The 21,121-nt window shown below is 45.3% G+C and carries 19 protein-coding genes; 9 read left to right on the top strand and 10 right to left on the bottom strand.

Translation table 11 applies throughout. The features are described 5' to 3' along the window. The first annotated feature begins 109 nt into the window (after nucleotides 1-109). The 3 genes from ACFFJH_RS17405 to ACFFJH_RS17415 all read left to right on the top strand — a co-directional run bounded on the left by ACFFJH_RS17405 (nucleotide 110) and on the right by ACFFJH_RS17415 (nucleotide 3,575). Nucleotides 110-1,531: an RCC1 domain-containing protein gene (locus ACFFJH_RS17405; RefSeq protein WP_390214214.1), complete on the top strand. Its 1,422-nt coding sequence runs from the start codon at nucleotides 110-112 to the stop codon at nucleotides 1,529-1,531. A gap of 303 nt (nucleotides 1,532-1,834) precedes the next feature. Beyond that, a complete protein-coding gene (locus ACFFJH_RS17410) occupies nucleotides 1,835-2,656 on the top strand; it encodes a substrate-binding periplasmic protein (RefSeq protein WP_390214215.1) in 822 nt (273 codons plus the stop codon). A gap of 28 nt (nucleotides 2,657-2,684) precedes the next feature. Beyond that, the gene (locus tag ACFFJH_RS17415) at nucleotides 2,685-3,575 is read left to right on the top strand and encodes a Dyp-type peroxidase (RefSeq protein WP_390214216.1); all 891 of its coding nucleotides are present in this window, start codon (nucleotides 2,685-2,687) and stop codon (nucleotides 3,573-3,575) included. 18 nt (nucleotides 3,576-3,593) lie between these two features. Here ACFFJH_RS17415 and ACFFJH_RS17420 read toward each other — a convergent pair whose 3' ends face one another. Genes ACFFJH_RS17420 through ACFFJH_RS17435 form a run of 4 tightly spaced genes read right to left on the bottom strand, consistent with a single transcriptional unit; the run spans nucleotide 3,594 to nucleotide 8,873 of the window. Next, nucleotides 3,594-4,829, bottom strand: a complete 1,236-nt coding sequence (locus ACFFJH_RS17420; protein WP_390214217.1) for an ABC transporter permease — start codon at nucleotides 4,827-4,829, stop codon at nucleotides 3,594-3,596. Next, nucleotides 4,826-6,028 carry an efflux RND transporter periplasmic adaptor subunit gene (locus ACFFJH_RS17425; protein ID WP_390214218.1) on the bottom strand — a complete coding sequence of 401 codons (1,203 nt, stop codon included), beginning with the start codon at nucleotides 6,026-6,028 and terminating at the stop codon, nucleotides 4,826-4,828. Before ACFFJH_RS17425 ends, ACFFJH_RS17420 begins: the two co-directional genes overlap by 4 nt. Beyond that, entirely contained in the window at nucleotides 6,025-8,205 is a 2,181-nt protein-coding gene (locus ACFFJH_RS17430) for an HlyD family secretion protein (RefSeq protein WP_390214219.1), read from the bottom strand. Before ACFFJH_RS17430 ends, ACFFJH_RS17425 begins: the two co-directional genes overlap by 4 nt. Next, nucleotides 8,202-8,873, bottom strand: a complete 672-nt coding sequence (locus ACFFJH_RS17435; RefSeq protein WP_390214220.1) for an ABC transporter ATP-binding protein — start codon at nucleotides 8,871-8,873, stop codon at nucleotides 8,202-8,204. Before ACFFJH_RS17435 ends, ACFFJH_RS17430 begins: the two co-directional genes overlap by 4 nt. Nucleotides 8,874-9,270: 397 nt before the next feature. Between ACFFJH_RS17435 and ACFFJH_RS17440 the strand changes: the two genes are divergently transcribed. Then, nucleotides 9,271-10,620, top strand: coding sequence for a M24 family metallopeptidase (locus ACFFJH_RS17440; protein WP_390214221.1), 1,350 nt, complete (start codon nucleotides 9,271-9,273; stop codon nucleotides 10,618-10,620). 105 nt (nucleotides 10,621-10,725) lie between these two features. Here the strand turns inward: ACFFJH_RS17440 and ACFFJH_RS17445 are convergent, their stop codons facing one another. Next, nucleotides 10,726-11,061, bottom strand: coding sequence for a hypothetical protein (locus ACFFJH_RS17445; RefSeq protein ID WP_390214222.1), 336 nt, complete (start codon nucleotides 11,059-11,061; stop codon nucleotides 10,726-10,728). Between the two features lie 413 nt (nucleotides 11,062-11,474). On the opposite strand from ACFFJH_RS17445, the gene ACFFJH_RS17450 reads away from it, so the two are divergent. Both ACFFJH_RS17450 and ACFFJH_RS17455 read left to right on the top strand, forming a co-directional pair. Next, nucleotides 11,475-11,807, top strand: a complete 333-nt coding sequence (locus ACFFJH_RS17450) for a hypothetical protein (protein ID WP_390214223.1) — start codon at nucleotides 11,475-11,477, stop codon at nucleotides 11,805-11,807. Between the two features lie 248 nt (nucleotides 11,808-12,055). After that, on the top strand, nucleotides 12,056-12,358 hold the full coding sequence (locus tag ACFFJH_RS17455) for a hypothetical protein (protein ID WP_390214224.1): 303 nt from the start codon (nucleotides 12,056-12,058) through the stop codon (nucleotides 12,356-12,358). Nucleotides 12,359-12,438: 80 nt separating this feature from the next. On the opposite strand, the gene ACFFJH_RS17460 is transcribed toward ACFFJH_RS17455, so the two are convergent. Then, nucleotides 12,439-12,885 carry an Lrp/AsnC family transcriptional regulator gene (locus tag ACFFJH_RS17460; protein ID WP_390214225.1) on the bottom strand — a complete coding sequence of 149 codons (447 nt, stop codon included), beginning with the start codon at nucleotides 12,883-12,885 and terminating at the stop codon, nucleotides 12,439-12,441. A 196-nt stretch (nucleotides 12,886-13,081) separates the two neighbouring features. Here ACFFJH_RS17460 and ACFFJH_RS17465 point away from each other — a divergent pair, with 196 nt between their 5' ends. Next, a complete protein-coding gene (locus ACFFJH_RS17465) occupies nucleotides 13,082-14,173 on the top strand; it encodes a saccharopine dehydrogenase family protein (protein ID WP_390214227.1) in 1,092 nt (363 codons plus the stop codon). Between the two features lie 123 nt (nucleotides 14,174-14,296). Here the strand turns inward: ACFFJH_RS17465 and ACFFJH_RS17470 are convergent, their stop codons facing one another. The 3 genes from ACFFJH_RS17470 to ACFFJH_RS17480 form a co-directional block, all read right to left on the bottom strand. Then, entirely contained in the window at nucleotides 14,297-15,598 is a 1,302-nt protein-coding gene (locus tag ACFFJH_RS17470) for a replication-associated recombination protein A (protein WP_390214229.1), read from the bottom strand. Then, on the bottom strand, nucleotides 15,595-16,248 hold the full coding sequence (gene lolA, locus ACFFJH_RS17475; protein WP_390214230.1) for an outer membrane lipoprotein chaperone LolA: 654 nt from the start codon (nucleotides 16,246-16,248) through the stop codon (nucleotides 15,595-15,597). The genes ACFFJH_RS17470 and lolA overlap by 4 nt, the downstream gene beginning before the upstream one ends. A 67-nt stretch (nucleotides 16,249-16,315) precedes the next feature. Next, nucleotides 16,316-18,640, bottom strand: coding sequence for a DNA translocase FtsK (locus ACFFJH_RS17480; protein ID WP_390214231.1), 2,325 nt, complete (start codon nucleotides 18,638-18,640; stop codon nucleotides 16,316-16,318). A 363-nt stretch (nucleotides 18,641-19,003) separates the two neighbouring features. On the opposite strand from ACFFJH_RS17480, the gene trxB reads away from it, so the two are divergent. Both trxB and ACFFJH_RS17490 read left to right on the top strand, forming a co-directional pair. Next, entirely contained in the window at nucleotides 19,004-19,957 is a 954-nt protein-coding gene (gene trxB / locus ACFFJH_RS17485) for a thioredoxin-disulfide reductase (RefSeq protein ID WP_390214232.1), read from the top strand. A 122-nt stretch (nucleotides 19,958-20,079) separates the two neighbouring features. Then, the gene (locus tag ACFFJH_RS17490) at nucleotides 20,080-20,721 is read left to right on the top strand and encodes a Smr/MutS family protein (RefSeq protein WP_390214233.1); all 642 of its coding nucleotides are present in this window, start codon (nucleotides 20,080-20,082) and stop codon (nucleotides 20,719-20,721) included. 11 nt (nucleotides 20,722-20,732) lie between these two features. Here ACFFJH_RS17490 and ACFFJH_RS17495 read toward each other — a convergent pair whose 3' ends face one another. Then, the gene (locus ACFFJH_RS17495; protein WP_390214234.1) at nucleotides 20,733-21,071 is read right to left on the bottom strand and encodes a P-II family nitrogen regulator; all 339 of its coding nucleotides are present in this window, start codon (nucleotides 21,069-21,071) and stop codon (nucleotides 20,733-20,735) included. Nucleotides 21,072-21,121: the final 50 nt, after the last annotated feature.

Raw genomic sequence — 21,121 nt, forward strand, 5'->3', positions numbered from 1 at the left:
GCTTTAATCCAACGATCAATTTTGACATTTATCTCCTACACTTCAGAAAATAGTCACGCTCAAACGACTACTGCACAAACAACCGCCAATTTAGAACCATTACCCCACTATGAAACCCATAAAAATATTGCTGACATGGATAACAGCCTTCACAATTTTCTGCCTTAGTGGATTAAGTGGATGTGGCGGAGGTGATAAAGCGGCAACCACCAGTACGACACCTACCACCACAACACCTAGTTTGGTTTCTATTGCTATTACACCAGCCAATCCCATTATCCCACTTGGATTAAGCCAACAGTTTGTGGCAACAGGCAGCTATTCGGATGGTAGTAGCGCTGCAATCACTAAAGACATTAGCTGGACCACTAGCGGCGACGCGTCCAGCATCTTACAAACTAGTGGCTTAGCGAGCAGCAAAGCCGTTGGTACCGACACCATTACTGCAACGGTGGGCAAAATCAGCGGCACGACAAAACTGATTGTTCAGGGACCTTATGTCAATGCCGCAGCGGGTGGTAATCACTCTATCGCCTTAAAAGCCAATGGTAATCTCTATGGGAGCGGCCTTAATCGCACGGGGCAATTAGGAGATGGTAGCTCAAATGACCGTGCCGAATTTACTGCAATAGGCACTGATAACACCTGGAGCATTATCAGTGCTGGCGAATTCCACACGCTAGCCATCCGTAAAGACGGTTCACTCTGGGCTTGGGGTTTTAATCAAAATGGACAACTGGGTGATGGTAGCTTTGTAGACAAAATGATCCCAACAAAAATCGGTACCGCAAGCTGGATTGCGATCGCCACTGGTAAATCACATTCTGTCGGAATTAAAAAAGACGGAACCCTATGGGCCTGGGGTAGGAATTTTTATGGCCAGCTTGGCGATGGTAGCGTAGTCGATAAAGTAGAGCCTACACAAATTGGCACGCTCAAAACCTGGACTAGCGTCACCGCAGGTGCCGTCCACACCATAGCAAGGCGCTCAGACGGCACGATCTGGGGTTGGGGCTACAATAGTAATGGACAGGTTGGCGCAGGCACCAGCACCTCAGTGCTAACACCGACTCAGATTGGTATTGCAACTTGGGTCTCTATTGCGGCAGGTGGCAGCCACAGTCTAGCGATCCGTGCCGATGGCACCCTATTCTCTTGGGGAGCCAATGATGAAGGACAACTCGGGATAGGGTCATTTTCAGACAAACTTAGTCCAGTTCAAATCGGTACCACAAACACTTGGGCTTCAATTGCCGCTGGTGGCAAACATAGTGTTGCATTAAAAACTGACGGTAGTTTATGGATCTGGGGCGACAATAAAGAAGGTCAACTCGGTCTAGGGAATTATCAATCTCAACCCAGCCCTAACCAAGTCGGGGAGCTAAAGATTTGGAAAAACATCTTCGCCGGACAATTTCATACTTTAGGCATTCGCAGCGATGGCAGTCTATGGTCATGGGGAAGAAATCTGGAAGGACAACTTGCCGATGGCAAAAAAATCAGTACCAATCAGCCAGTCAACGTGCCCTAGTGCGCTCGATGTTCATACCAGCCTCAATATCAACTTGAGTATTGATTCAGAACTAGCCCAGTGCTAAGTTCGCGCTAAATCAAGGATGATGTAAACCAAGCTACTCGGCAAAAATTCAGCTAAAATAAAGTAGCTGGGAGAGTCATCAAAGACATTACATACCCAGCTACTAGTCGGTTGCAGCCTTACCATGGCCGACTATTACGCTTTCACAATAGGCTCACTTTACGACTCACTATTGCGGCTCACTTTACGGCTCCATCATTACGGCGCGAACATTACTCAAATCATGCAAGCTTGAAGTTGAACTCCCTAGCCTATCACCTGTCGATTGCACTTGTATTAAGCATACTGTCCTGCCATAGCAGCGCCGGCGTGAAGTCGTCGCAAACTCCCGCCACATTGCCTGCAGCCCCTCCCGTTACTACCATTCCGATTCTCATGGCGGAGCAAAAAGGTGACCGCGATCAGGCTCTGCCCTTAACAAAAAATGTACTGCAATTATTTAATTACATAGAACAAACCGGTAAGTTAAAACTGGATGTCAGACGCTACCCTTGGCGTCGCGTATTGCATAACGCAACAAATGGCGAAGGCTTGGTTTTTGGAATTTACAAAACCCCCGAGCGCCTGCAAATTTATATTTTTTCAGAACCTGTTTATTCAGACAAAATTTGGCTGGTTTATCGCTGCGAAGATAGTTTTACCTTCAACAGCGTCGCCGACCTCAAAGGTAAAACCATAGGCATAGTTCAAGGCTCCAGCGCCGGTGATGAATTTGATAGTCAAGTTAATCAATTATTTAAAGCGGAATACAACACCAGCAGTTTGGCGGGGCGATTTTCCAAGCTGTATCAAAAGCGCATGGATGCCTTCTTACTGTATGAACCACGCACCAATATCAAACAAATTCAGTCTGAATTTAATCAAATTTATGCATACGATCTAGAAGAATATAAGAAGAAAAAGAGCGATGTATTTTGTATCGCCACCAAACCAGTTTCGGTGATTGACGCCTATTTTGCCATCAGTCCCAAAGCCGACCAAAGTTGGCTGGAAAAAATCAACAAAGCCATCGCTCATGCCAGAAAAAATGGCGAGCTTGAAAAAATATTCGCTAAATAAAAAACACCAAAAACCACCGAGAACAATCATGACTCATTTTCAAACTGGCCTACTCGCGCCGATTCCCTCTCATGCGATGTATCTTCATTTTTATTGTCTGCCCTCAAGTACAGAACAACAAATCAAACAAACGCTATCGCAATTAAGTTCATTTACTAGCCAACACGATATCGTCGTCGGTCTTGCCAGCTTGCTTCTAGAACGATTGGGGGTATCCATTCCCGGTTTACGTGCTTTTCCCGAATTGAGCAATCAAGTGGTAGAAATCGTCAGACCAAACTATGATCTTTGGTGTTGGCTACGTGTAGCAGAGCGTGGTGAATTGGTGCAGGCATTGCAGCAAATACAAACGCTATTAAGTCCAGTCTTTAAGCTCAGCCTACAAGTCGATGCCTTCCAATATCAATCTGGTCGCGATCTTACTGGCTACGAAGATGGCACTGAAAATCCACAAGATGCAGCTGCCATTAGTGCTGCGATTCTGAGCAGCGACAATCCACAATTACATGGCTCTAGTTTCGTCGCCATCCAACAATGGCAACATAATTTCGCGCAATTTAATAGCATGTCATCGCATGCACAAGATCATATGATAGGCCGCCGTCGCCTCGACAATGAAGAGTTAGAAGACGCCCCCGAAAGCGCGCACGTCAAACGAACAGCACAAGAAAATTTCGAACCAGAAGCCTTTGTGGTACGCCGCTCTATGCCGTGGATGCGCGATGATCAAGCTGGCTTATACTTCGTCGCATTCGGACATTCTTTTGATGCATTCGAGGCACAATTTCGTAAAATGTTGGGTTTGGAAGATCACATCAGTGACGCCTTATTTCAATTTTCTAAGCCGCTCAATAACGCCTACTTTTGGTGCCCACCTATACAGCAAGGGCGCCTAAATTTAAGCGCCCTTGGTATATAAAGTCAGCTAATTGTCCATCTATCCATCACTACGCAAAGCGGCAATCGGGTCTAAACGCGATGCCTGCTTAGCGGGAAATACGCCGAATGTCAAGCCAACTGCAATACACATCGACACGGCGATAAACAGACTAATCGGTGACCATGCAACCGACCACCCAGCCAAGGTGGCGATGCTGTAGGCAGCAATAGCGCCCAGCACAACGCCCATTAAAGCACCAGTGACAGCGATCACTAAAGCCTCTGCCAAAAACTGTTCCACCACATCACGACGACGTGCCCCCAAAGCTCGCTTCAAGCCGATTTCACGACGTCGTTCCAAAACGTTCGCCAGCATGATATTCATAATACCGATACCGCCAACCAACAGGGATACCGCAGCAATCGAGCTCATAACGATGGTAAAAATACGCTGTGTCTGTTGATTCTGACGATACAAACCCATAGGCACAATCAGATTGGTGTCATCCGCATTGGCATGACGTTGTTCTATTAAAGTTTGCAGTACCTTGGCAGCAATGTCTGGTGAATTTTTCCCATCCAAGCGTAAGCTAATACCATCAACCTCGTCTTCAATCTGCGTAAATAAAAATCGAGCACGACCGCTTTCCCAAGGTACGAATAAACGTTCGTCATCTAAGCCTAATTTAACCCCTTCAAATTCTGCTTTGCCAGCCGAACGATCGGTTAGGACACCAACCACTTCTAACCAAGTATGATTCAACTTGATTCTCTCACCTACCGGATCTTTATCGCCAAATAAGCTCTTGGCGAGCCTAGCGCCTAACACACACACAGGTGCCAGAGTGTCGCTATCTTCTTGAACAAACCAACGGCCATTAGACACTAATAGGCCACCATGTTCGGCATAGCTGCGCGATATCGCAAAAGCACGGGCGGCAACAATATTGATGCCATACACCAATTGATCTACTTTAATTTCTTTTCTCAATGCAACGGACTGCGCTCCAGGTACGACTGCCATCGCCGCATTGGCATCTGCTGCCGACAATCCTAGAGAACGAGTCCGTATATCTTTTAATTTTTCAGCGGCAATTTGTTTGCTTTCTAATAGCACATTATTCAATCCCAACTCTGCAACTAAACGCAGAGCTTCGCGCTTACTTCCCTCACCAACGGCCAACATTGCCACAATCGCCGCCACCCCAAAGATCATCCCAAGTAAAGTCAAACCTGTACGCAATTTACGACGTTTTAATTCAACCACCGCTTCTATCAATAATGCACGATTCATGAATTCACACCCTTCTTCAGCGGAATCAAAACTAATTGAGCGCCTTCACTAAGACCTGACTTAATCTCACTGCGCACTTGCCCACGCATTCCCAGCTCCACTTTTTGCTTTTGCATTTTTGATTTTTCCATCAAATAGACAAAATAATCACTGCCCTCCTGAACCAGAGAAATATTCGGTACGGTCATAACTTTTGCCGCACTTAATAAGCTTACTTCACCAGTAATTGCCTGTCCTGGCTTCAAGGCAAATTTTTTGACCAGAGCACTATCAATTGTCGCTTCAAACTCAGAATATTTAACGGGTGATTCTCGCGATTTAGTGCTCGCTGTTTTTCCAACTTTCGTCACTTTCAGATCTAATTCTGTACCTGTGCCGGACAAACGCACCTTAATCGGCTGCCCTTCTTTTAAACCAAATGCGGCACCTTCAGCGATACTAAAACGTGCAACTTGCTGATCAAGATCGGGCAGAGAGCCAAATTCATCACCCGCCCACAATTTTCCACCGACCTGAGGAAAAGTTCCATCCCAACGAGCCTTCAATAAAAAGACACCTTGGTGCGGCGCCACTAACTCCAAAGCCGATAAGCTCTTGCGTTGCTGATCAATAGTTAGAGTCACGCTATCTTTTTGCGAAGTAATAACTGCTTGTTCGGCCTGACTGCGAGCGCCAATTTGGGTATTTTTCCACTGCAAATAATTTTGCTTATGATTTAAAAAGCCAATGTCGGCCAGTGTATCGAGGATCTTATTCTGTGCAAAAATTTGTAAGTCCGCATTGGCATAACGCTTACTCAAGGACAGATCCGCATCAACCTTCGCACTATCTGATTTCAACTCCGTACGTCCCAATTCAGCGGTCGCCTGCACACCCACTTCCAACAATTCTTTACGCAGCAAATCAATTTCGGCCTGAGATAATTTGACACGCGCTTGTTCCGCATCAAATTTTGCGATGACTTGCCCCTTTTCTACCAAGCTCCCACTTGGCACCATCGATATCAAATTACGGCTATCCCAGCCCGATCCCGGCACGCTTAATGGCGTGCTAGCTGCCGCTTTAATCTCACCTTCCGCAACTAAAGCTTCCTGCCACGGTTTCGCCGTCACGGTCTCTATCGCCTGTTTGTCCGCATCACTTTCGTCACTACAACTACAAAGTACAGACACCATTAGTATCAAAGCCATTTTTTTCATTTATATGCTCCTACTGTGGATGCCGATCTAGATGTTGATGACATTGAAGTTGGTACTGAAGTTGAAGTAGGTCTTACTCCAGGCAAAACAGGATTGACTAATTTGACTTGCACCGCCGTACCTGGTTTCAAATTTTTTGGTAAGGCGTCAAATTCGATTTCAACATCTCTGACTATGATAGGTTGATTCTTGGATTTGCCATGAAACACTGGACCAAGTGCAATGATTTTCGCTGCAAGATGCGCATTTGCGCCGGGCGCCACAATCTTAACGGTTTGTCCTAATTTAACCAGCGAGACCTGAGCTTCAGGCAGCTTGGCAGCCACATATAATTTTTCTGGATCTGCTAAATTGGCAACCATACTTCCCATAAATACGCGGCTACCTACGGCAAACTTTTCCCCGTCAAAGCCACTGTTATGCACCATCGTCCCTGCTTTTTTTGCCAAAACAGTTAAGTCCTTCTGTCCCTTTTGCAATCCATTTATGCTTTGCTGCAATTGCGCTATTTCAGTTTTTAATCCACGGAACTCGGCACTTCTGGCACGCTGTTGCGCATCACGCTGACGTTCCGACAATAGCGCCAATTGATTAAACAAATCGCGTTCTATCACCAACTTATCGTATTCAATTCGTTTCACCAACTCTTTAGGTAATGATGCTTTGCGTTGGGCTTTCTCCGCATTGCTCTTGGCTTCACTCACGGCCAAGTCAGCAGCCTTCGCTAACTCAGCATGATCCAATACCAATTTTTCTAATGTGCGCTGTTTTTCTTTGAGAGAACTTAGGTTAGTTTCCAGTCTAGTTTTTACTTCGTTGGCCTCGAATACCGCCGCCATCTCTCCTGCCTTCAACTGACTCCCTTCTGGCGCTAACATCACTAAAGTATATTCCCAGACCTGCTGTATATTCGGCGGTGCAATCGAGTACGAAAGCCGCGATAAAACTTCGCCTTCTATACTCAATTCTTCATGCTTATCCTTAGCGCCTACGTCCGCAGTATTCTGGCTTACTTTAAGTTTATTTCCCTTCGTTGAGGCCGTATCGAGATTGCTCGGCGCATCAGACTTACGCTGATTTTTTGCATCATCTGCCAAATTATTAGCCGATTCAGTGCCAACTTCTATCGATACACTCATACCCTGCTGTAACGACAACCCCGACTCATCAGCTAGCGTAATATCAGTCTTAAAGTAGCGACCATTACCCCAAATCGCCTTAGCTTCAGTGGCACTGGCAATGTGTTCGATTCGCCCCTTGCTCAACGAACCTGGTATGGCATCAAAACGCAATACAACCGTCTGACCTTCTTTTAAAAACGGACGATCCGCTTCCAAGACCCAAGCAGCTACTTTCAATTTCCCTGCGCCTACAATTTGCCCCGCCATCGAACCTATGTGGGCTGAACCGCCCTCATCCAAACGCTTGCCATTCCAAATATCATAGCCGTGAATAACAATCCCATCACGACCCGCACGGACTTCACTTTGCGCTTGCTTCACCTTGGCGTAAGCGATTTGTATTTGCAAACGCTTGACAGCCAATTCACTATCTTCCAGTTTCCTTTTTACCGCATCACGTGCGTTATCTGAAGCCTTTAGCTTTACCTGCAAATCGCTCGTCGCTCTGCCAAGTTCCCCCTGATATTTATCGAAGTCCAATGCAGATATTTGCGCCTTCGGCAAAGCCGCATCAATTTTCGCTTTTGCTAGCGCACTTTGAGCAGTGACTAATGCACGCTCAGCTTCCACCGTTTTTACCTCTAATTCTGCAATCTCTTTCAACCCTCGTTCACGAGTTTGCACGAACTCAAGCTCTAGTCGCTCCAACTCAGAATCACCTTGCGAATCGACTCTTAAAATAACTTCGCCAGCCTTCACACTTGCCCCTTCGGGAACAAAATATCTGAGCGTCACTGGAGATACATTTGCTGCTGGAACTAAAATAGGCCACGAATCAATCGCTTGTACTTCACCTGTTATCAATACAGGGCGCTGATACGCGGTTAATCTATTTTTCGCCTGATTTTGCGTCTTATTTTGCGTACCACTCAAGGGCAAAGTAGTTGGCTTACTGAGCGTTGCCGCTAACAGAGGAGTATCTACGAGAGACAATGAGAAAAATAAAAGACTGCCCCAACTAAGCAAGCTTCGTGTTAAATTTTTGCTCAACTTCATACCTGCACCTCATCCACTTTGCCATCTTTTAAATGTATCGTGCGCTGTGCTTTTGCTGCGATATTAGGATCGTGCGTCACCAACACCATAGTCTGCCCATTAGCATGTAACTCGGCTAATAATTCCAGCACATCGACCGCACTTTTCGAGTCGAGATTACCGGTAGGTTCGTCTGCTAACAATAAGGCAGGTTGATTCAATAATGCACGGGCAATGGCAGCTCTTTGCAATTGCCCCCCCGACAGCTCTCCTGGCAGATGCGTCATGCGCTGGCCTAGGCCGATACGAGTTAGCAAGCTACGTGCGCGTTGCTCTGCACTGGGATCAAGGACGGCCGCATAACGCTGTGGCAACAAGACATTTTCTAACACCGTCAAACGTGGCAAGAGGTGAAACGATTGGAAAACAAAACCTATCCGTCGATTACGCAAATCCGATGATGCATCATCATCCATACTCGCAATTTCATCAGCGTCTAAGTGATAAGTGCCACTATCGGGCTTATCGAGCGCACCAAGAACATTGAGCAGAGTCGACTTACCAGAACCCGAAGGCCCCATGATGGCGACAAATTCACCTTTGGCGATAGACAAATCAATGCCGTCCAAAGCCCGTATCTCATTCCCTCCTTGTAGGTAAGTCTTACGGATATTTTGTAGTGCAATCATATTAGTGAATTCCTTGCTTACTCTAAAGAATACGGTTCAGGTAAAAAATGTCTAGGCTTATTATTTTTATCAGGCACATCACGAGCGGCAAGTATCATTAGCAAACTCAAAATTGTCAATAAATTAGGCTTTATAGAAAATTTAAAATAACAAACATTAGTTAGGCAAAACTCGTATCAGGTTGATCGATCGTCACTTAATAGTCCACCAATAATCGACAATCAAAAAAATCCCAGAACGGGCTAGAAAATGATGAACTTATGAAGGTCGAAATAGTCAATCTTTACGATATCTATCGAATGCCGTATAAACTGATTTTTATAAGTTTTCGCCTAATATCTTTCGTATCGCCCAGCTACCATCTGCATCCCTTTGTCTCGATCAAAAAGGATCTTTCATGAAAAAATTATTACTCTCGCTAAAACTACTTGGTATCGCAGCGATGTGCTATACACCATTAAGTCAGGCTCAAGTTTTACCGGTTCGCGAACAAGCACGCATCATCAACGAAAACTTAGCAGAACGCTTTGAGCACTTATTGCCAGAAATGATGGCGCAAACTGGGATCGATATGTGGGTCATCATAGGGCGTGAGTACAATGAAGATCCAGTGTTAAAGACCATGCTGCCAGCCGAATGGTTGAGCGCGCGCCGCCGCACCATACTGGTGTTTTATCGCGATTTACAAAGCAAAAAATTGGAAAAATTAGCCGTCGCCCGCTATGACTTTGGCGACAATATTAAAGCGGCATGGGATACGCAAAAATACCCTGAACAATGGGACGCACTTATCAATCTTATCAGTCAGCGTAATCCTCAAAAAATTGGGATTAACACTTCACAGCATTTTGCCCACGCTGACGGTTTAGATCAGACGGAATATCAAGAATTCACGCAAAGATTGCCTAGCAATTTAAAAGCCAAACTCGTCTCGGCCGAACCGCTGGCGATACGCTGGTTAGAAACTCGTACCGCTAGAGAGATGCAGTTTTATCCTCAATTAATCAACGCCACACACAAAATTATTGAAGAAGGATTTTCTGAATTGGTGATTACACCAGGCATCACCACCAGCGATGATGTAGTGTGGTGGTTCCGTCAAAAAATACGAGATTCAGGCTATGACACTTGGTTTCATCCTACGGTAGATATACAACGTATGGATAATCATGACCAAGCGCAACGTAGTTTTGCGTCGCGTCCCAAGAATAATATTATTCTTCCTGGTGATTTAATACATGTCGATATAGGCATCACGTATCTACGTCTCAATACCGACATTCAGCAGCACGCCTACATTTTAAAACCGGGTGAAACCGCTGTACCCGAAAGCATACGACTAGCTTTCGCCAAAGCCAATCGTTTACAGGATATTTTGACCTCACAGTTTAAAGAGGGCAAAACCGGCAATCAAATTTTGACAGACGCCTTATCACAAGCAAAAAAAGAAAATATCGCGGCAAGCATTTATTCGCATCCGATCGGTTACCATGGTCATGCGGCAGGTCCCGCAATCGGTATGTGGGACAACCAGAACAATGTTATCGGGACGGGTGATCAGGCGCTACGCGCCAACACAGCCTATTCCATAGAACTCAATGCGACCAGCACTATTCCCGAATGGAAAAAAGATATTCGCATCATGCTGGAAGAAGACGCGTACTTTGATGGAACGAAAGTACGCTACATTGATGGTCGCCAAAAAGAAATCTACCCAATACCCAGAGCAAATCGATTTAACCAATAGCGGATCGATGGCGGATCAATAGTAGATCTTTCATAATTCAACCAAAAAAATGCCCTCACATTGAGGGCATTTTCACGAACAAAACCTGCACAGATTTTCCAAGTTTTATTTCTGGTCGTGACGGTAAGTAATTTGCTCGACGCGTATCAATTGCGCATCTTCACTTTCTTTGTAAGACCACTGTGGTTTGTCTGCCGCTTTTTGACTACGGACATTCATAACGACCAACAGCAAAAAGAGCTTCACTAACATGAATATCACAAACAGCGTCAATATCAGAGGCACGATAGTAATCAATAATGCGATGCCTATGCACAGCATTAATAAACGTGGCAACGGTGTTTGCATCAATACTTGGGCGGCTCTATTACCAAGCGCACGCAACTCTTGCCACGCTTGACGCAATACTGAGTATAAATACTGTTTAGTGGAATTTTTCATGATGTATCCTCGATATAGAAACTGTAAAAGCAAATCCACTGTAAAACATCGCAGGCAAATTTGCTTACCGTATCCGACCAACTTTAATTTTAACGGTATGAAGTGCTCGACTCGTGGGGTGAACGGATTATGCAGACAGAGCGGATAAGTAACTACGGTAAAACCTGAAGTAAATCGCCACAGCATAGCCTGCTTGAAAAACGCCATAGAAGCAGAGCCAGCGCCCGCAGCAAAACACCTGCAAACAGAAAAATAAACATAAAAGCAAATACGATTTACATCAAGGAATCGGGCGTTGATACCGTCAATTCTGCATTTCATCGCATCCCGCTGGCACACGACGCAGCTCGGCTTTAGAGTAACAACATCAGCACAACATCAACGCAAACAAGCACATCGAAGGAGTAATTACTATGTCGAGCAAAATACAAAAACTAGTCGCACTATGTAGCGCATTTATCATCAATGGCGTTTTTTGCGCCACGAGTTTTGCAAACAATTCTTATCCAGTCAGCGCATCAACACCAGCGTCGCCTGTACCTACGACAAAGTCCAGCATACAAACGGTCGTCATCGCGGCCAAGCGTTTAAATGCTAAACAAAAAGCTGATTACGATACGACCCAAAACAACAGCAGCATGCAAACCGTCACCATTTCGGCAAAACGACTCAGCGCTACCGATAAATCTCCATTTAATAAAGCGCACGAAAAACAACAAACATCAACAAAGGAATCGCTCAGCTAAAGTGAGGATGGTTCAAAAATCAATGCAGAAAATATTCTAATCTGACCCATTTTCCAGTAATTATTTGGATTTATGTTTAAAAAAAACACGAAATGTCAGTTTGGCTAAGTATAAATACCCGCCCCATCAAATAAATTATTAAAAGAATATTTTTTTGATACAAATCTATTACAATTAGTTTGACGTAGATTAAGCAATTTGATTTACACTCATCGCTTCGACGCGATTCATTTGGAGTTCTGACTATCATGAATACGAAAAAAATTTCTCTCGGTATTACTCTGGCAGCCTTTGCTAGCTTTGCTTATAGCCAAGAATTTGTGGTTTCTCAGTCTCAGATGAATAATCAGCCAGCGTGTCAGGAAAATTGTCCAGCAGACGGCGCAAATGGTGGTCAGGCTGCATTGCAGATTGATCGCAGCGGCATGGATAAGGCCTCAGTGCATTTACAAGTTCTACAGCAAAGTTCGCAAAAATTTAGCGAACCAGCCAATTCGAAGAAAAATAACGACGATAAAAAGCCCTCTAGCAAGGCTCAAAGCAATTCCTGATTGACGATTAAAATAACTCGCAGTACAAAAATCAATGGCCTAGTTTTAGGCCATTTTTTATTCCTGCATCACAAACCAATTTAAATCGAAGAACGGTCTATACGTTTACTCAAAATAATCGATGTCGAGGTTCGACGCACACCGTCACGATTTCCGATTTGATCGAGCAGCCTATCCAAGACCTCAGTGTTGGCACAACGCAAGGTCAACATATAATCAATCGACCCGCTCACAGCGCATAAACTTTCCACCTCCGGTATTTGCTCTAAAAATGCGATCAAGCTACCGGCATTGCGCGCCTCCACCGACAAACCAACATACGCTCGGACCATGGGCTGATACATCACTGGATTAAGTTTCACACCATAGCCAGCGATCACTTCACGTTTCTCCAAGCCCTGAATTCGGGCGATCACCGTCGTACGCGCGATACCAATTTGCCGGGCAATCGTTGTCACCGGTACTCGCGCGTTATCCATTAGCAAGGCCAAAATTTTATTATCAATCTGATCCAAAACTGGTTTCACTTTAACTCCGATCGCCTTACATCAATTCACAAGCAAAACTTAAAGAGACATCTTGCTTCATTAGTTCGTCATATTGTATCGATATTGAGCAATATGACATCAATTTCATCTCTATTATCTGACACTGATAGCAACTACACTAGAAAAATAAAGAAGAGGATACGGTGAAGTTCCATCAAATAGTCAGGAGTACCAAATGAAAACAAAATTAATGCTTCTCGGCGCCGGCAAAATTGGCGATGCTATTTTAAATTTACTCTCACATACAGGGGACTACGACATTACCGTCGCAGATCACGATCAAGAGCAACTACGAAGAATCGAACTGGCGCAATTCCCTGGTGTCAAAATACGTCACGCAAATCTTAGTGACCAAGTGACCGTAACGGCGCTACTACGTGATCAGCAAGTCGCACTATCGGCCTGTCCTTATTTTTTGACACCTATCATTGCCAAAGCCGCGAAAGAAAACCAATCTCATTATTTTGACTTAACGGAAGACGTGGCAAGTACCCGAGTGGTCAAACAACTTGCGTTAAATGCCAGCAGCGCCTTTGTTCCTCAATGTGGTTTAGCCCCTGGATTTATTTCTATTATTGCCCATGATATTGCGAGCAAATTTACTAGCTTACGCGATGTCAGTTTGCGAGTCGGCGCACTTCCCACCTATCCTAGTAACGCGTTGAAATACAACTTAACTTGGAGCACCGACGGTCTCATCAACGAGTACTGCAACCCCTGCGAAGCCATCGTTGATGGACGTCAACGCGAAACCTCAGCCTTAGAGGAAATAGAACAATTTTCCTTAGATGGAATCGCCTATGAAGCATTCAACACCTCAGGGGGTTTAGGTTCGCTATGTGAGTCGCTACAAGGAAAAGTGGAAAATCTAAACTACAAAACAGTGCGCTATCTGGGTCACCGCGACATAGTCAAAGTATTGATACGCGATCTGGAGCTAGGTAAACCAGATCGCCGTCCAATTTTAAAAGAGATGCTTGAAACCTCGATTCCCACCACCAAACAAGATGTGGTGTTAATCTTTGTGAGTGTCATTGGTCAACGCAATGGCCGACTGGAGCAAGAATCCTACGCAAAGAAAATCTATGCCCAAACCGTCAACGGGCAGTTACTCTCCGCGATTCAGCTCACAACGGCATCCGGTATCTGTGCCATGGTGGAATTACTACTTGCTGGAAAATTACCGCAACACGGCTTAGTACGCCAAGAACAAGCGAGCTTAGATGCGTTTTGCGAAAATCGATTTGGTCGCTACTATGCGAATTGAGTTAATTTCGGCTGAAGTGATTCTCTCAACAATCGCCGTGAGTTCGGATTTTTATCACTGCTCAATCAAGCTAAAATCGGGCTAAAAATACTGGTAAATGGTTTTCGACACTAGCCTCAAAAATTAACTAGCATCTTGATCAAGCTGTCGGAGATACGCTAATTTCTCAGCGATTTTAATTTCCATACCGCGTGGCACGGGTTCATACCAGCGAAGGTCTTCCAAACCTTCGGGCATATAAGTTTCACCCGCCGCATAGGCGTTTGGCTCATCGTGTGCATAACGATAAAGTTTGCCGTAGCCTAGCTCTTTCATCAGTTTAGTTGGCGCATTGCGCAAGTGCTCGGGTACGCCACGCGATTTATCTTTGGCAATGAAGAACCGTGCCTGTTTATAAGCCATATAAATCGCGTTAGATTTGGCCGCGCAGGCCAGATACACCACCGCTTCTGCTAACGCTAACTCACCTTCGGGAGAACCTAAGCGCTCATACACCTCGGCAGCATCCAAACTAATTCTTAATGCACGCGGATCTGCCAAACCGATATCTTCACTCGCCATACGAATAATGCGGCGTGCCAAATAACGTGGATCGGTACCACCATCTAGCATGCGCACCAACCAATACAAAGCAGCGTCGGGATTAGATCCTCTCACCGATTTATGCAATGCCGAAATCTGATCGTAAAATGCATCACCGCCTTTATCAAAGCGACGTAGCGTATCACCCAAACACTCTGCTAAAAAATCACGATCCACTTCTGTCAATGCTTTGACCTGCGCAGCGCGTGCAGTGATATCAAGATTATTCAGCAGCTTACGACCATCACCATCGGCACTCGCCACTAAGCTTTGTTTCGCCTCTACCGTAAATTGCAAGCCATCTAATTCCTGCGCACAAGCTTTATCTAACATCAAAGTTAGATCATCTTCGCTCAGCGATTTGAGTACATACACAGCAGCGCGCGACAGTAAGGCACTATTGACTTCGAATGAAGGATTTTCAGTCGTCGCACCGATGAAAGTGAATAAGCCACTTTCTACATGCGGCAAAAAGGCATCTTGCTGACTCTTATTAAAACGATGAACTTCGTCCACAAATAAGATGGTGCGACGTTGCGATGTTGCTCTTACATATTCAGCGCGTTCCACCGCATCTCGGATGTCTTTCACGCCAGATAAAACCGCCGACAAAGCGATAAATTCAGCTTGAAAAGCCTGCGCCATCAAGCGTGCCAAGGTAGTCTTACCGACACCTGGCGGCCCCCACAGCAACATAGAGTGCGGCTCGCCTGATTCGAAGGCAACGCGTAAAGGTTTACCTTCACCTAATAAATGTTGCTGGCCTATGACTTCCGTCAAATTATTTGGACGTAGCCGTTCGGCTAAAGGTTGATGCAGCGAGGCTTGCGAATGTCCCATCATTGACGCAAAACTTCCGCGCCTAGTGGCACAATAAATTTAAATTGGTCGGCAGAGAAACTTGGATTTTTCTCAAAATTTTTCAAAGTGACCAAGGATAATTGTCCAAAACTATCGCGTAACTCCATGCCGACAGGAACACCGTCTTTCATACCGATTGCAATCGTATCGAACTGACTGTCTTTCGTTTTAGGGGTTGCTTCCAACCATTCAACACCTTGTTTCAGACCAACGTCTTTCATCTCAAAGTTTTTGTCTAATTCAACGCTACCAAACAAAATAGCGGCAGGACTGGAAGCAATGGCGTTACCCAAAGATTTCACGGTCACTTGATTTAAATCTTTATCGTATAAATACAGCTTGTCACCATCCGCTTGCAGTACTTGTTCGTAGGGCTTCAAATAGGCCCAAATAAATTTACCAGGTCGCGCAAATTTAAATGTACCGGTGGATGACTTGCCCACTTTCGACACGCCATTTGCCGACTTCATTTGCACTTGTAAAAACTCGCCTTTTGCGGTCTTGGTATTTGTCACGAAAGCTTTAAATTGCTCAATGGCAGAAGCTTGTGCTGTGCTCATGCCCACCAAGATCAAGCCCAATGCAATCGCACTTATTTTTATACTACGGATACTATGATTTAGGGATTTCAAAATATGTCCAATTCTGTTTTATACACGTGAATGCTTAACTACTTAACGCACTGGCGAGTTATCAGGTCTACTCGGCATTCCCAGCAGGCACCAAAATCTCGCGATTACCGTTTGATTGCATGGTTGAGACCACGCCACTGGTTTCCATTTGCTCCAAGAGACGGGCTGCGCGGTTATAACCAATACGCAAATGTCGTTGAACCAGAGAGATAGACGCGCGACGATTTTTCAATACAATAGCAACCGCCTGATCATACAAAGCATCCGCTTCACCACCACCTTCACCAGGTGCCAGCGCATCGCCGCCTTCTTCTAATACGCCACCTTCTAAAATACCTTCTATGTAATTCGGTTCGCCTTGTTCTTTCAAATACTTCACCACACGATGCACTTCATCATCAGACACAAAGGCACCATGCACACGCACTGGTAAACCCGTACCTGGCGGCATATACAACATATCACCCATACCTAACAAGGATTCAGCGCCCATCTGATCGAGAATCGTGCGAGAGTCAATTTTACTGCTGACCTGAAATGCGATACGCGTAGGAATATTCGCTTTGATCAAACCCGTAATCACGTCCACAGAAGGACGTTGTGTCGCCAAGATCAGATGCAAACCCGCAGCCCGCGCTTTCTGCGCAATACGTGCAATCAACTCTTCGACTTTCTTACCCACCACCATCATCAAGTCGGCCAATTCATCAATGATAATGACGATAGTAGGAAGTTTTTCCAGTGGTTCTGGCGCGTCGGGTGTCAAGCTAAATGGGTTAGGAATATGCTCTTCACGCTTACTTGCTTCCGCGATTTTTGCATTGTAGCCAGCCAGATTCCGCACACCCAATTTTGACATTAATTTATAACGGCGTTCCATCTCATTCACCGCCCAATTCAAGGCATGACCAGCTTGGCGCATGTCCGTCACAACCGGCGCTAGCAAATGTGGGATGCCTTCATACACCGACATCTCCAACATCTTAGGATCAATCAAAATCATCCTAACGTCATTCGGATCTGACTTATAAAGTAAGGATAAAATCGTCGCATTAATACCGACTGACTTACCTGAACCCGTTGTACCCGCAACTAAAAGATGCGGCATCTTAGCGAGATCAGCCACCACAGGATGACCTGCGATATCCTTACCCAAAGCGACCGTCAAATTGGAGGCACTATCGTTGTAGACTTTGGAGCTCAATATCTCAGTCAAACGTACAATCTGACGCTTAGGATTGGGTAATTCCAAACCCATATAGTTTTTACCGGGAATGGTTTCAACAACGCGGATAGAGGTGAGCGCAAACGAGCGCGCCAGATCGCGCGCCAAACCAACAATCTGGCTACCTTTGACACCGGTAGCAGGTTCAATTTCATAACGAGTAATCACCGGACCTGGATAAGCCGCTATGACTTTAGCATCCACACCAAAATCGGATAATTTTTTCTCAATCAGGCGACTGGTGAACTCTAAGGTTTCTATGCTCACCGTTTCTTGCGTAACAGGTGGCTCGTCCAATAGAGATAGTGGCGGTAGATTAGTATCAGGCATATCGTTGAACAAAGATACCTGGCGTTCTTTTTCGATACGCTCTGATTTTTGCACAGCGATGACCTGTGGCTCAATACGGATAGGCGGCGCTTCAACAATTTTTGCGCGTTCTTGCACTACTGTCGTTTCGCGTTTCACGGCAGCAGTTTCGCCTACTTTACGATCTTCGTGATCAGTATATTTTTTACGGAAAAACTCAAACGTCGTTTCAATCGCCGTGCCCGTATTTTCGGCAATTTGCCACCATGAAATATGGAAATACAAACTAATACCTAAAGCCACCAGCAACAGCAACAGCAGCGTTCCACCCGTGAATCCAAATGCCGATGAACTCAAACGCCCAATCAATTCGCCCAACACGCCGCCATGCACGCCCGGCAAAGCCAATTTGACCGAGTACAGGCGCAACGATTCCAAACCCATGCAGCCTACTAAGATTAGCGCAAATCCTGAGTATCGAATGATCTTTTCCAAACTATGCGGGATTTCGGTTTCTCGCTCGGCTAACTTATTATTGACCTTACGATAATCTACCCACACCATACGTAGAATCGCTAAGCAAAACCACCAAGCGGAAAAACCAAAAATAAAGAAAAACAAATCCGAAATATAGGCGCCAACTCGACCACCTAAATTGTGGTAACGACTGACCTCGGTGGCGCGTGACCAACCAGGATCGAGTGGAGAATACGTTGCAAATATCAGCATCATATAAACACTGATCGCAGCAAACAACAACCATCGAACCTCGGTCAACAAAACGACCATGCGATTCGGCAAAGGCGCGCTGAGCGGCGCATTGCGACTGCGTTGATAAACTTCGTTAGAATTGGTCATAAATCTTTGAGAAAACAAGCAAACATGATTGTAGGGCAAAAGCCAACCTGTAGGCTATACAAGGCTCTCTTTACATATTATTTCTTAGTTTTCCAGCTCAGCATTGCTGTCACACAATCATTGCCTTATAAAATGGCACTAAAAAACCTGCACTTAAAAAACGACAATTAAGACAAAGTTAAAATCAACACAATGCATTTGATAAATAAGCATTCCTTGACTTGAATAAAGTCAAGTTCTCCCAAATCTGGGATAATGTGCCACTTCGCAGATCAGCACATGGATTTGCAGCAAAAATAATATTCGTTTAACACTATTTGCCTTCAATTCGTATTTTCGTCGACCTTTTACATCGGAACCACTATGTCTACACCTAAATCAACCAAACACGCCCATGTTTTGATTCTCGGCTCTGGGCCAGCTGGTTACTCTGCTGCCGTGTACGCGGCACGCGCTAATCTCAAACCTGTCTTGATTACTGGCGTGGAACAAGGTGGTCAGCTAATGACGACAACCGACGTGGAAAACTGGCCAGCTGATCCGAACGGCGTGCAAGGCCCAGAATTGATGCAGCGCTTTTTGGAACACGCAGAACGCTTCAATACTGAAATCATTTTTGATTATATACATACGGCCAAGCTGACAGAAAAACCTATCCGCCTGATCGGTGATCAAGGCGAATACACTTGCGACTCATTGATTATTGCAACTGGCGCATCCGCCCAATACTTAGGACTGCCTTCTGAAGAATCCTTCATGGGCAAAGGTGTTTCTGCCTGCGCCACTTGCGACGGCTTTTTCTATCGTGGCAAAGAAGTCGCCGTTGTCGGCGGCGGCAATACCGCAGTAGAGGAAGCTTTATATCTGTCAAATATCGCTAGCAAAGTCACCGTCATTCACCGTCGTGACAAATTCCGTGCAGAAGCAATTTTGATTGACCGCTTAATGGCTAAAGTCGCCGAAGGCAAGATCGAAGTCAAATGGAATCACACTTTGGATGAAGTCACAGGTGACGACTCTGGCGTGACCGGTATCAATATTAAATCGGCAGAAGGCGTAATCAGCTCGGTTCCTCTACATGGCGTCTTCATCGCCATCGGTCACAAGCCTAACACCAGTATTTTCGAAGGCCAGTTAGAAATGAAAAATGGCTACATCGTCACCAAGATGGGTAATGAAGGCATGGCAACTGCCACCAATATTCCCGGTGTGTTTGCTGCAGGTGATGTGCAAGATCATATCTATCGTCAAGCGATTACCAGTGCAGGTACAGGTTGTATGGCTGCCTTAGATGCACAACGCTTTTTAGAAGAATAAAATGTGAACCGCAGAGTTGCTGAGATCGCAGAGACATTCAAAAAAACTCTGCGATCTCTGCACCTCTTCGGTATTTTTTTGATTTTTCGTCCTAGCTTCCCATCTCATCAGCAAACCTCATCATGGCCTCATCAATGAAATCTTTTGCTGACCTCCAACAAGTTGGCAAACAACTCAAAGAACAACAAGCCCAGCGCGAAAAAGCCGAGGCCGAACGCATTGCACGTGAAAAACAGGCGGCGATAGAAGCCAATATCTTTCGCAGCAGCATAGGCGATGTTCAAATCTTAAAACAACAAGAAAAATTCCATCCAATACCCCAAAAACCAAAGCCAATCCCCTTTAAACATATCGAAGACGAACAAAAGGCTTTGCAAGAATCGCTGTCGGATGAATTTGATGCAGGCACTTTACTTGAGTCAGACGAAAACCTCAGTTACACACGTCCAGGCGTTGGCATAGACGTAGCCAAAAAATTGCGGCAGGGCGCATGGGTCATACAAGCCCAACTCGACCTGCACGGTATGCGCCGCGACCAAGCACGCGATAATCTCGGCGAATTTTTACGTAAGTGCATACGCAGCGGATTTCGCTGTGTTCGTATCATTCACGGTAAAGGTTTGGGTTCCATCAACAAAGAACCCGTGCTAAAAAATAAGGTGCGTAATTGGCTGATACAGAAAGATGAAGTGATAGCCTTCAGCCAAGCCACCGCAGCAGACGGCGGCTCTGGGGCTTTGATTGTGTTGTTGCGGGCATCGTAGAATTTAACGCATCACACCGCCTCAGGCCCAGTCTCACCCGTACGAATACGAATAACCTGTTCCACATTCTGCACAAAAATCTTACCATCACCGATCTTGCCCGTATGCGCAGCTTTAATAATCGCATCGACGACGTTGTCGCAGACTTTGTCATCGACTACGACTTCGACTTTAATCTTGGGTAAAAAATCGACCACGTATTCGGCACCACGATACAGCTCAGTGTGGCCTTTTTGGCGACCAAAGCCTTTGACTTCGGTGACTGTCAAACCAGTGACGCCGACCTCGGCAAGACCTTCGCGTACTTCGTCTAATTTGAATGGTTTGATGATAGCGGTAATTTGTTTCATGTTGTCCTCAATGATTTATTAGAATTCAAATTCGTAAATTCTTAGGCAAT

This window comes from Affinundibacterium danionis (genome assembly GCF_042432465.1).
GTDB classification, from domain to species: Bacteria; Pseudomonadota; Gammaproteobacteria; order Burkholderiales; family Burkholderiaceae_D; genus Undibacterium; species Undibacterium danionis.

Coding starts and splice junctions, on each gene's coding strand:
- ACFFJH_RS17450 (WP_390214223.1), top strand. CDS start 11,475: ATGTCGAGCAAAATACAAAAACTAGTCGCACTATGTAGCGCATTTATC.
- trxB (WP_390214232.1), top strand. CDS start 19,004: ATGTCTACACCTAAATCAACCAAACACGCCCATGTTTTGATTCTCGGC.
- ACFFJH_RS17480 (WP_390214231.1), bottom strand. CDS start 18,640: ATGACCAATTCTAACGAAGTTTATCAACGCAGTCGCAATGCGCCGCTC.
- ACFFJH_RS17440 (WP_390214221.1), top strand. CDS start 9,271: ATGAAAAAATTATTACTCTCGCTAAAACTACTTGGTATCGCAGCGATG.
- ACFFJH_RS17445 (WP_390214222.1), bottom strand. CDS start 11,061: ATGAAAAATTCCACTAAACAGTATTTATACTCAGTATTGCGTCAAGCG.
- ACFFJH_RS17490 (WP_390214233.1), top strand. CDS start 20,080: ATGGCCTCATCAATGAAATCTTTTGCTGACCTCCAACAAGTTGGCAAA.
- ACFFJH_RS17465 (WP_390214227.1), top strand. CDS start 13,082: ATGAAAACAAAATTAATGCTTCTCGGCGCCGGCAAAATTGGCGATGCT.
- ACFFJH_RS17425 (WP_390214218.1), bottom strand. CDS start 6,028: ATGAAAAAAATGGCTTTGATACTAATGGTGTCTGTACTTTGTAGTTGT.
- ACFFJH_RS17470 (WP_390214229.1), bottom strand. CDS start 15,598: ATGATGGGACATTCGCAAGCCTCGCTGCATCAACCTTTAGCCGAACGG.
- ACFFJH_RS17430 (WP_390214219.1), bottom strand. CDS start 8,205: ATGAAGTTGAGCAAAAATTTAACACGAAGCTTGCTTAGTTGGGGCAGT.
- ACFFJH_RS17455 (WP_390214224.1), top strand. CDS start 12,056: ATGAATACGAAAAAAATTTCTCTCGGTATTACTCTGGCAGCCTTTGCT.
- ACFFJH_RS17495 (WP_390214234.1), bottom strand. CDS start 21,071: ATGAAACAAATTACCGCTATCATCAAACCATTCAAATTAGACGAAGTA.
- ACFFJH_RS17415 (WP_390214216.1), top strand. CDS start 2,685: ATGACTCATTTTCAAACTGGCCTACTCGCGCCGATTCCCTCTCATGCG.
- ACFFJH_RS17420 (WP_390214217.1), bottom strand. CDS start 4,829: ATGAATCGTGCATTATTGATAGAAGCGGTGGTTGAATTAAAACGTCGT.
- ACFFJH_RS17435 (WP_390214220.1), bottom strand. CDS start 8,873: ATGATTGCACTACAAAATATCCGTAAGACTTACCTACAAGGAGGGAAT.
- ACFFJH_RS17405 (WP_390214214.1), top strand. CDS start 110: ATGAAACCCATAAAAATATTGCTGACATGGATAACAGCCTTCACAATT.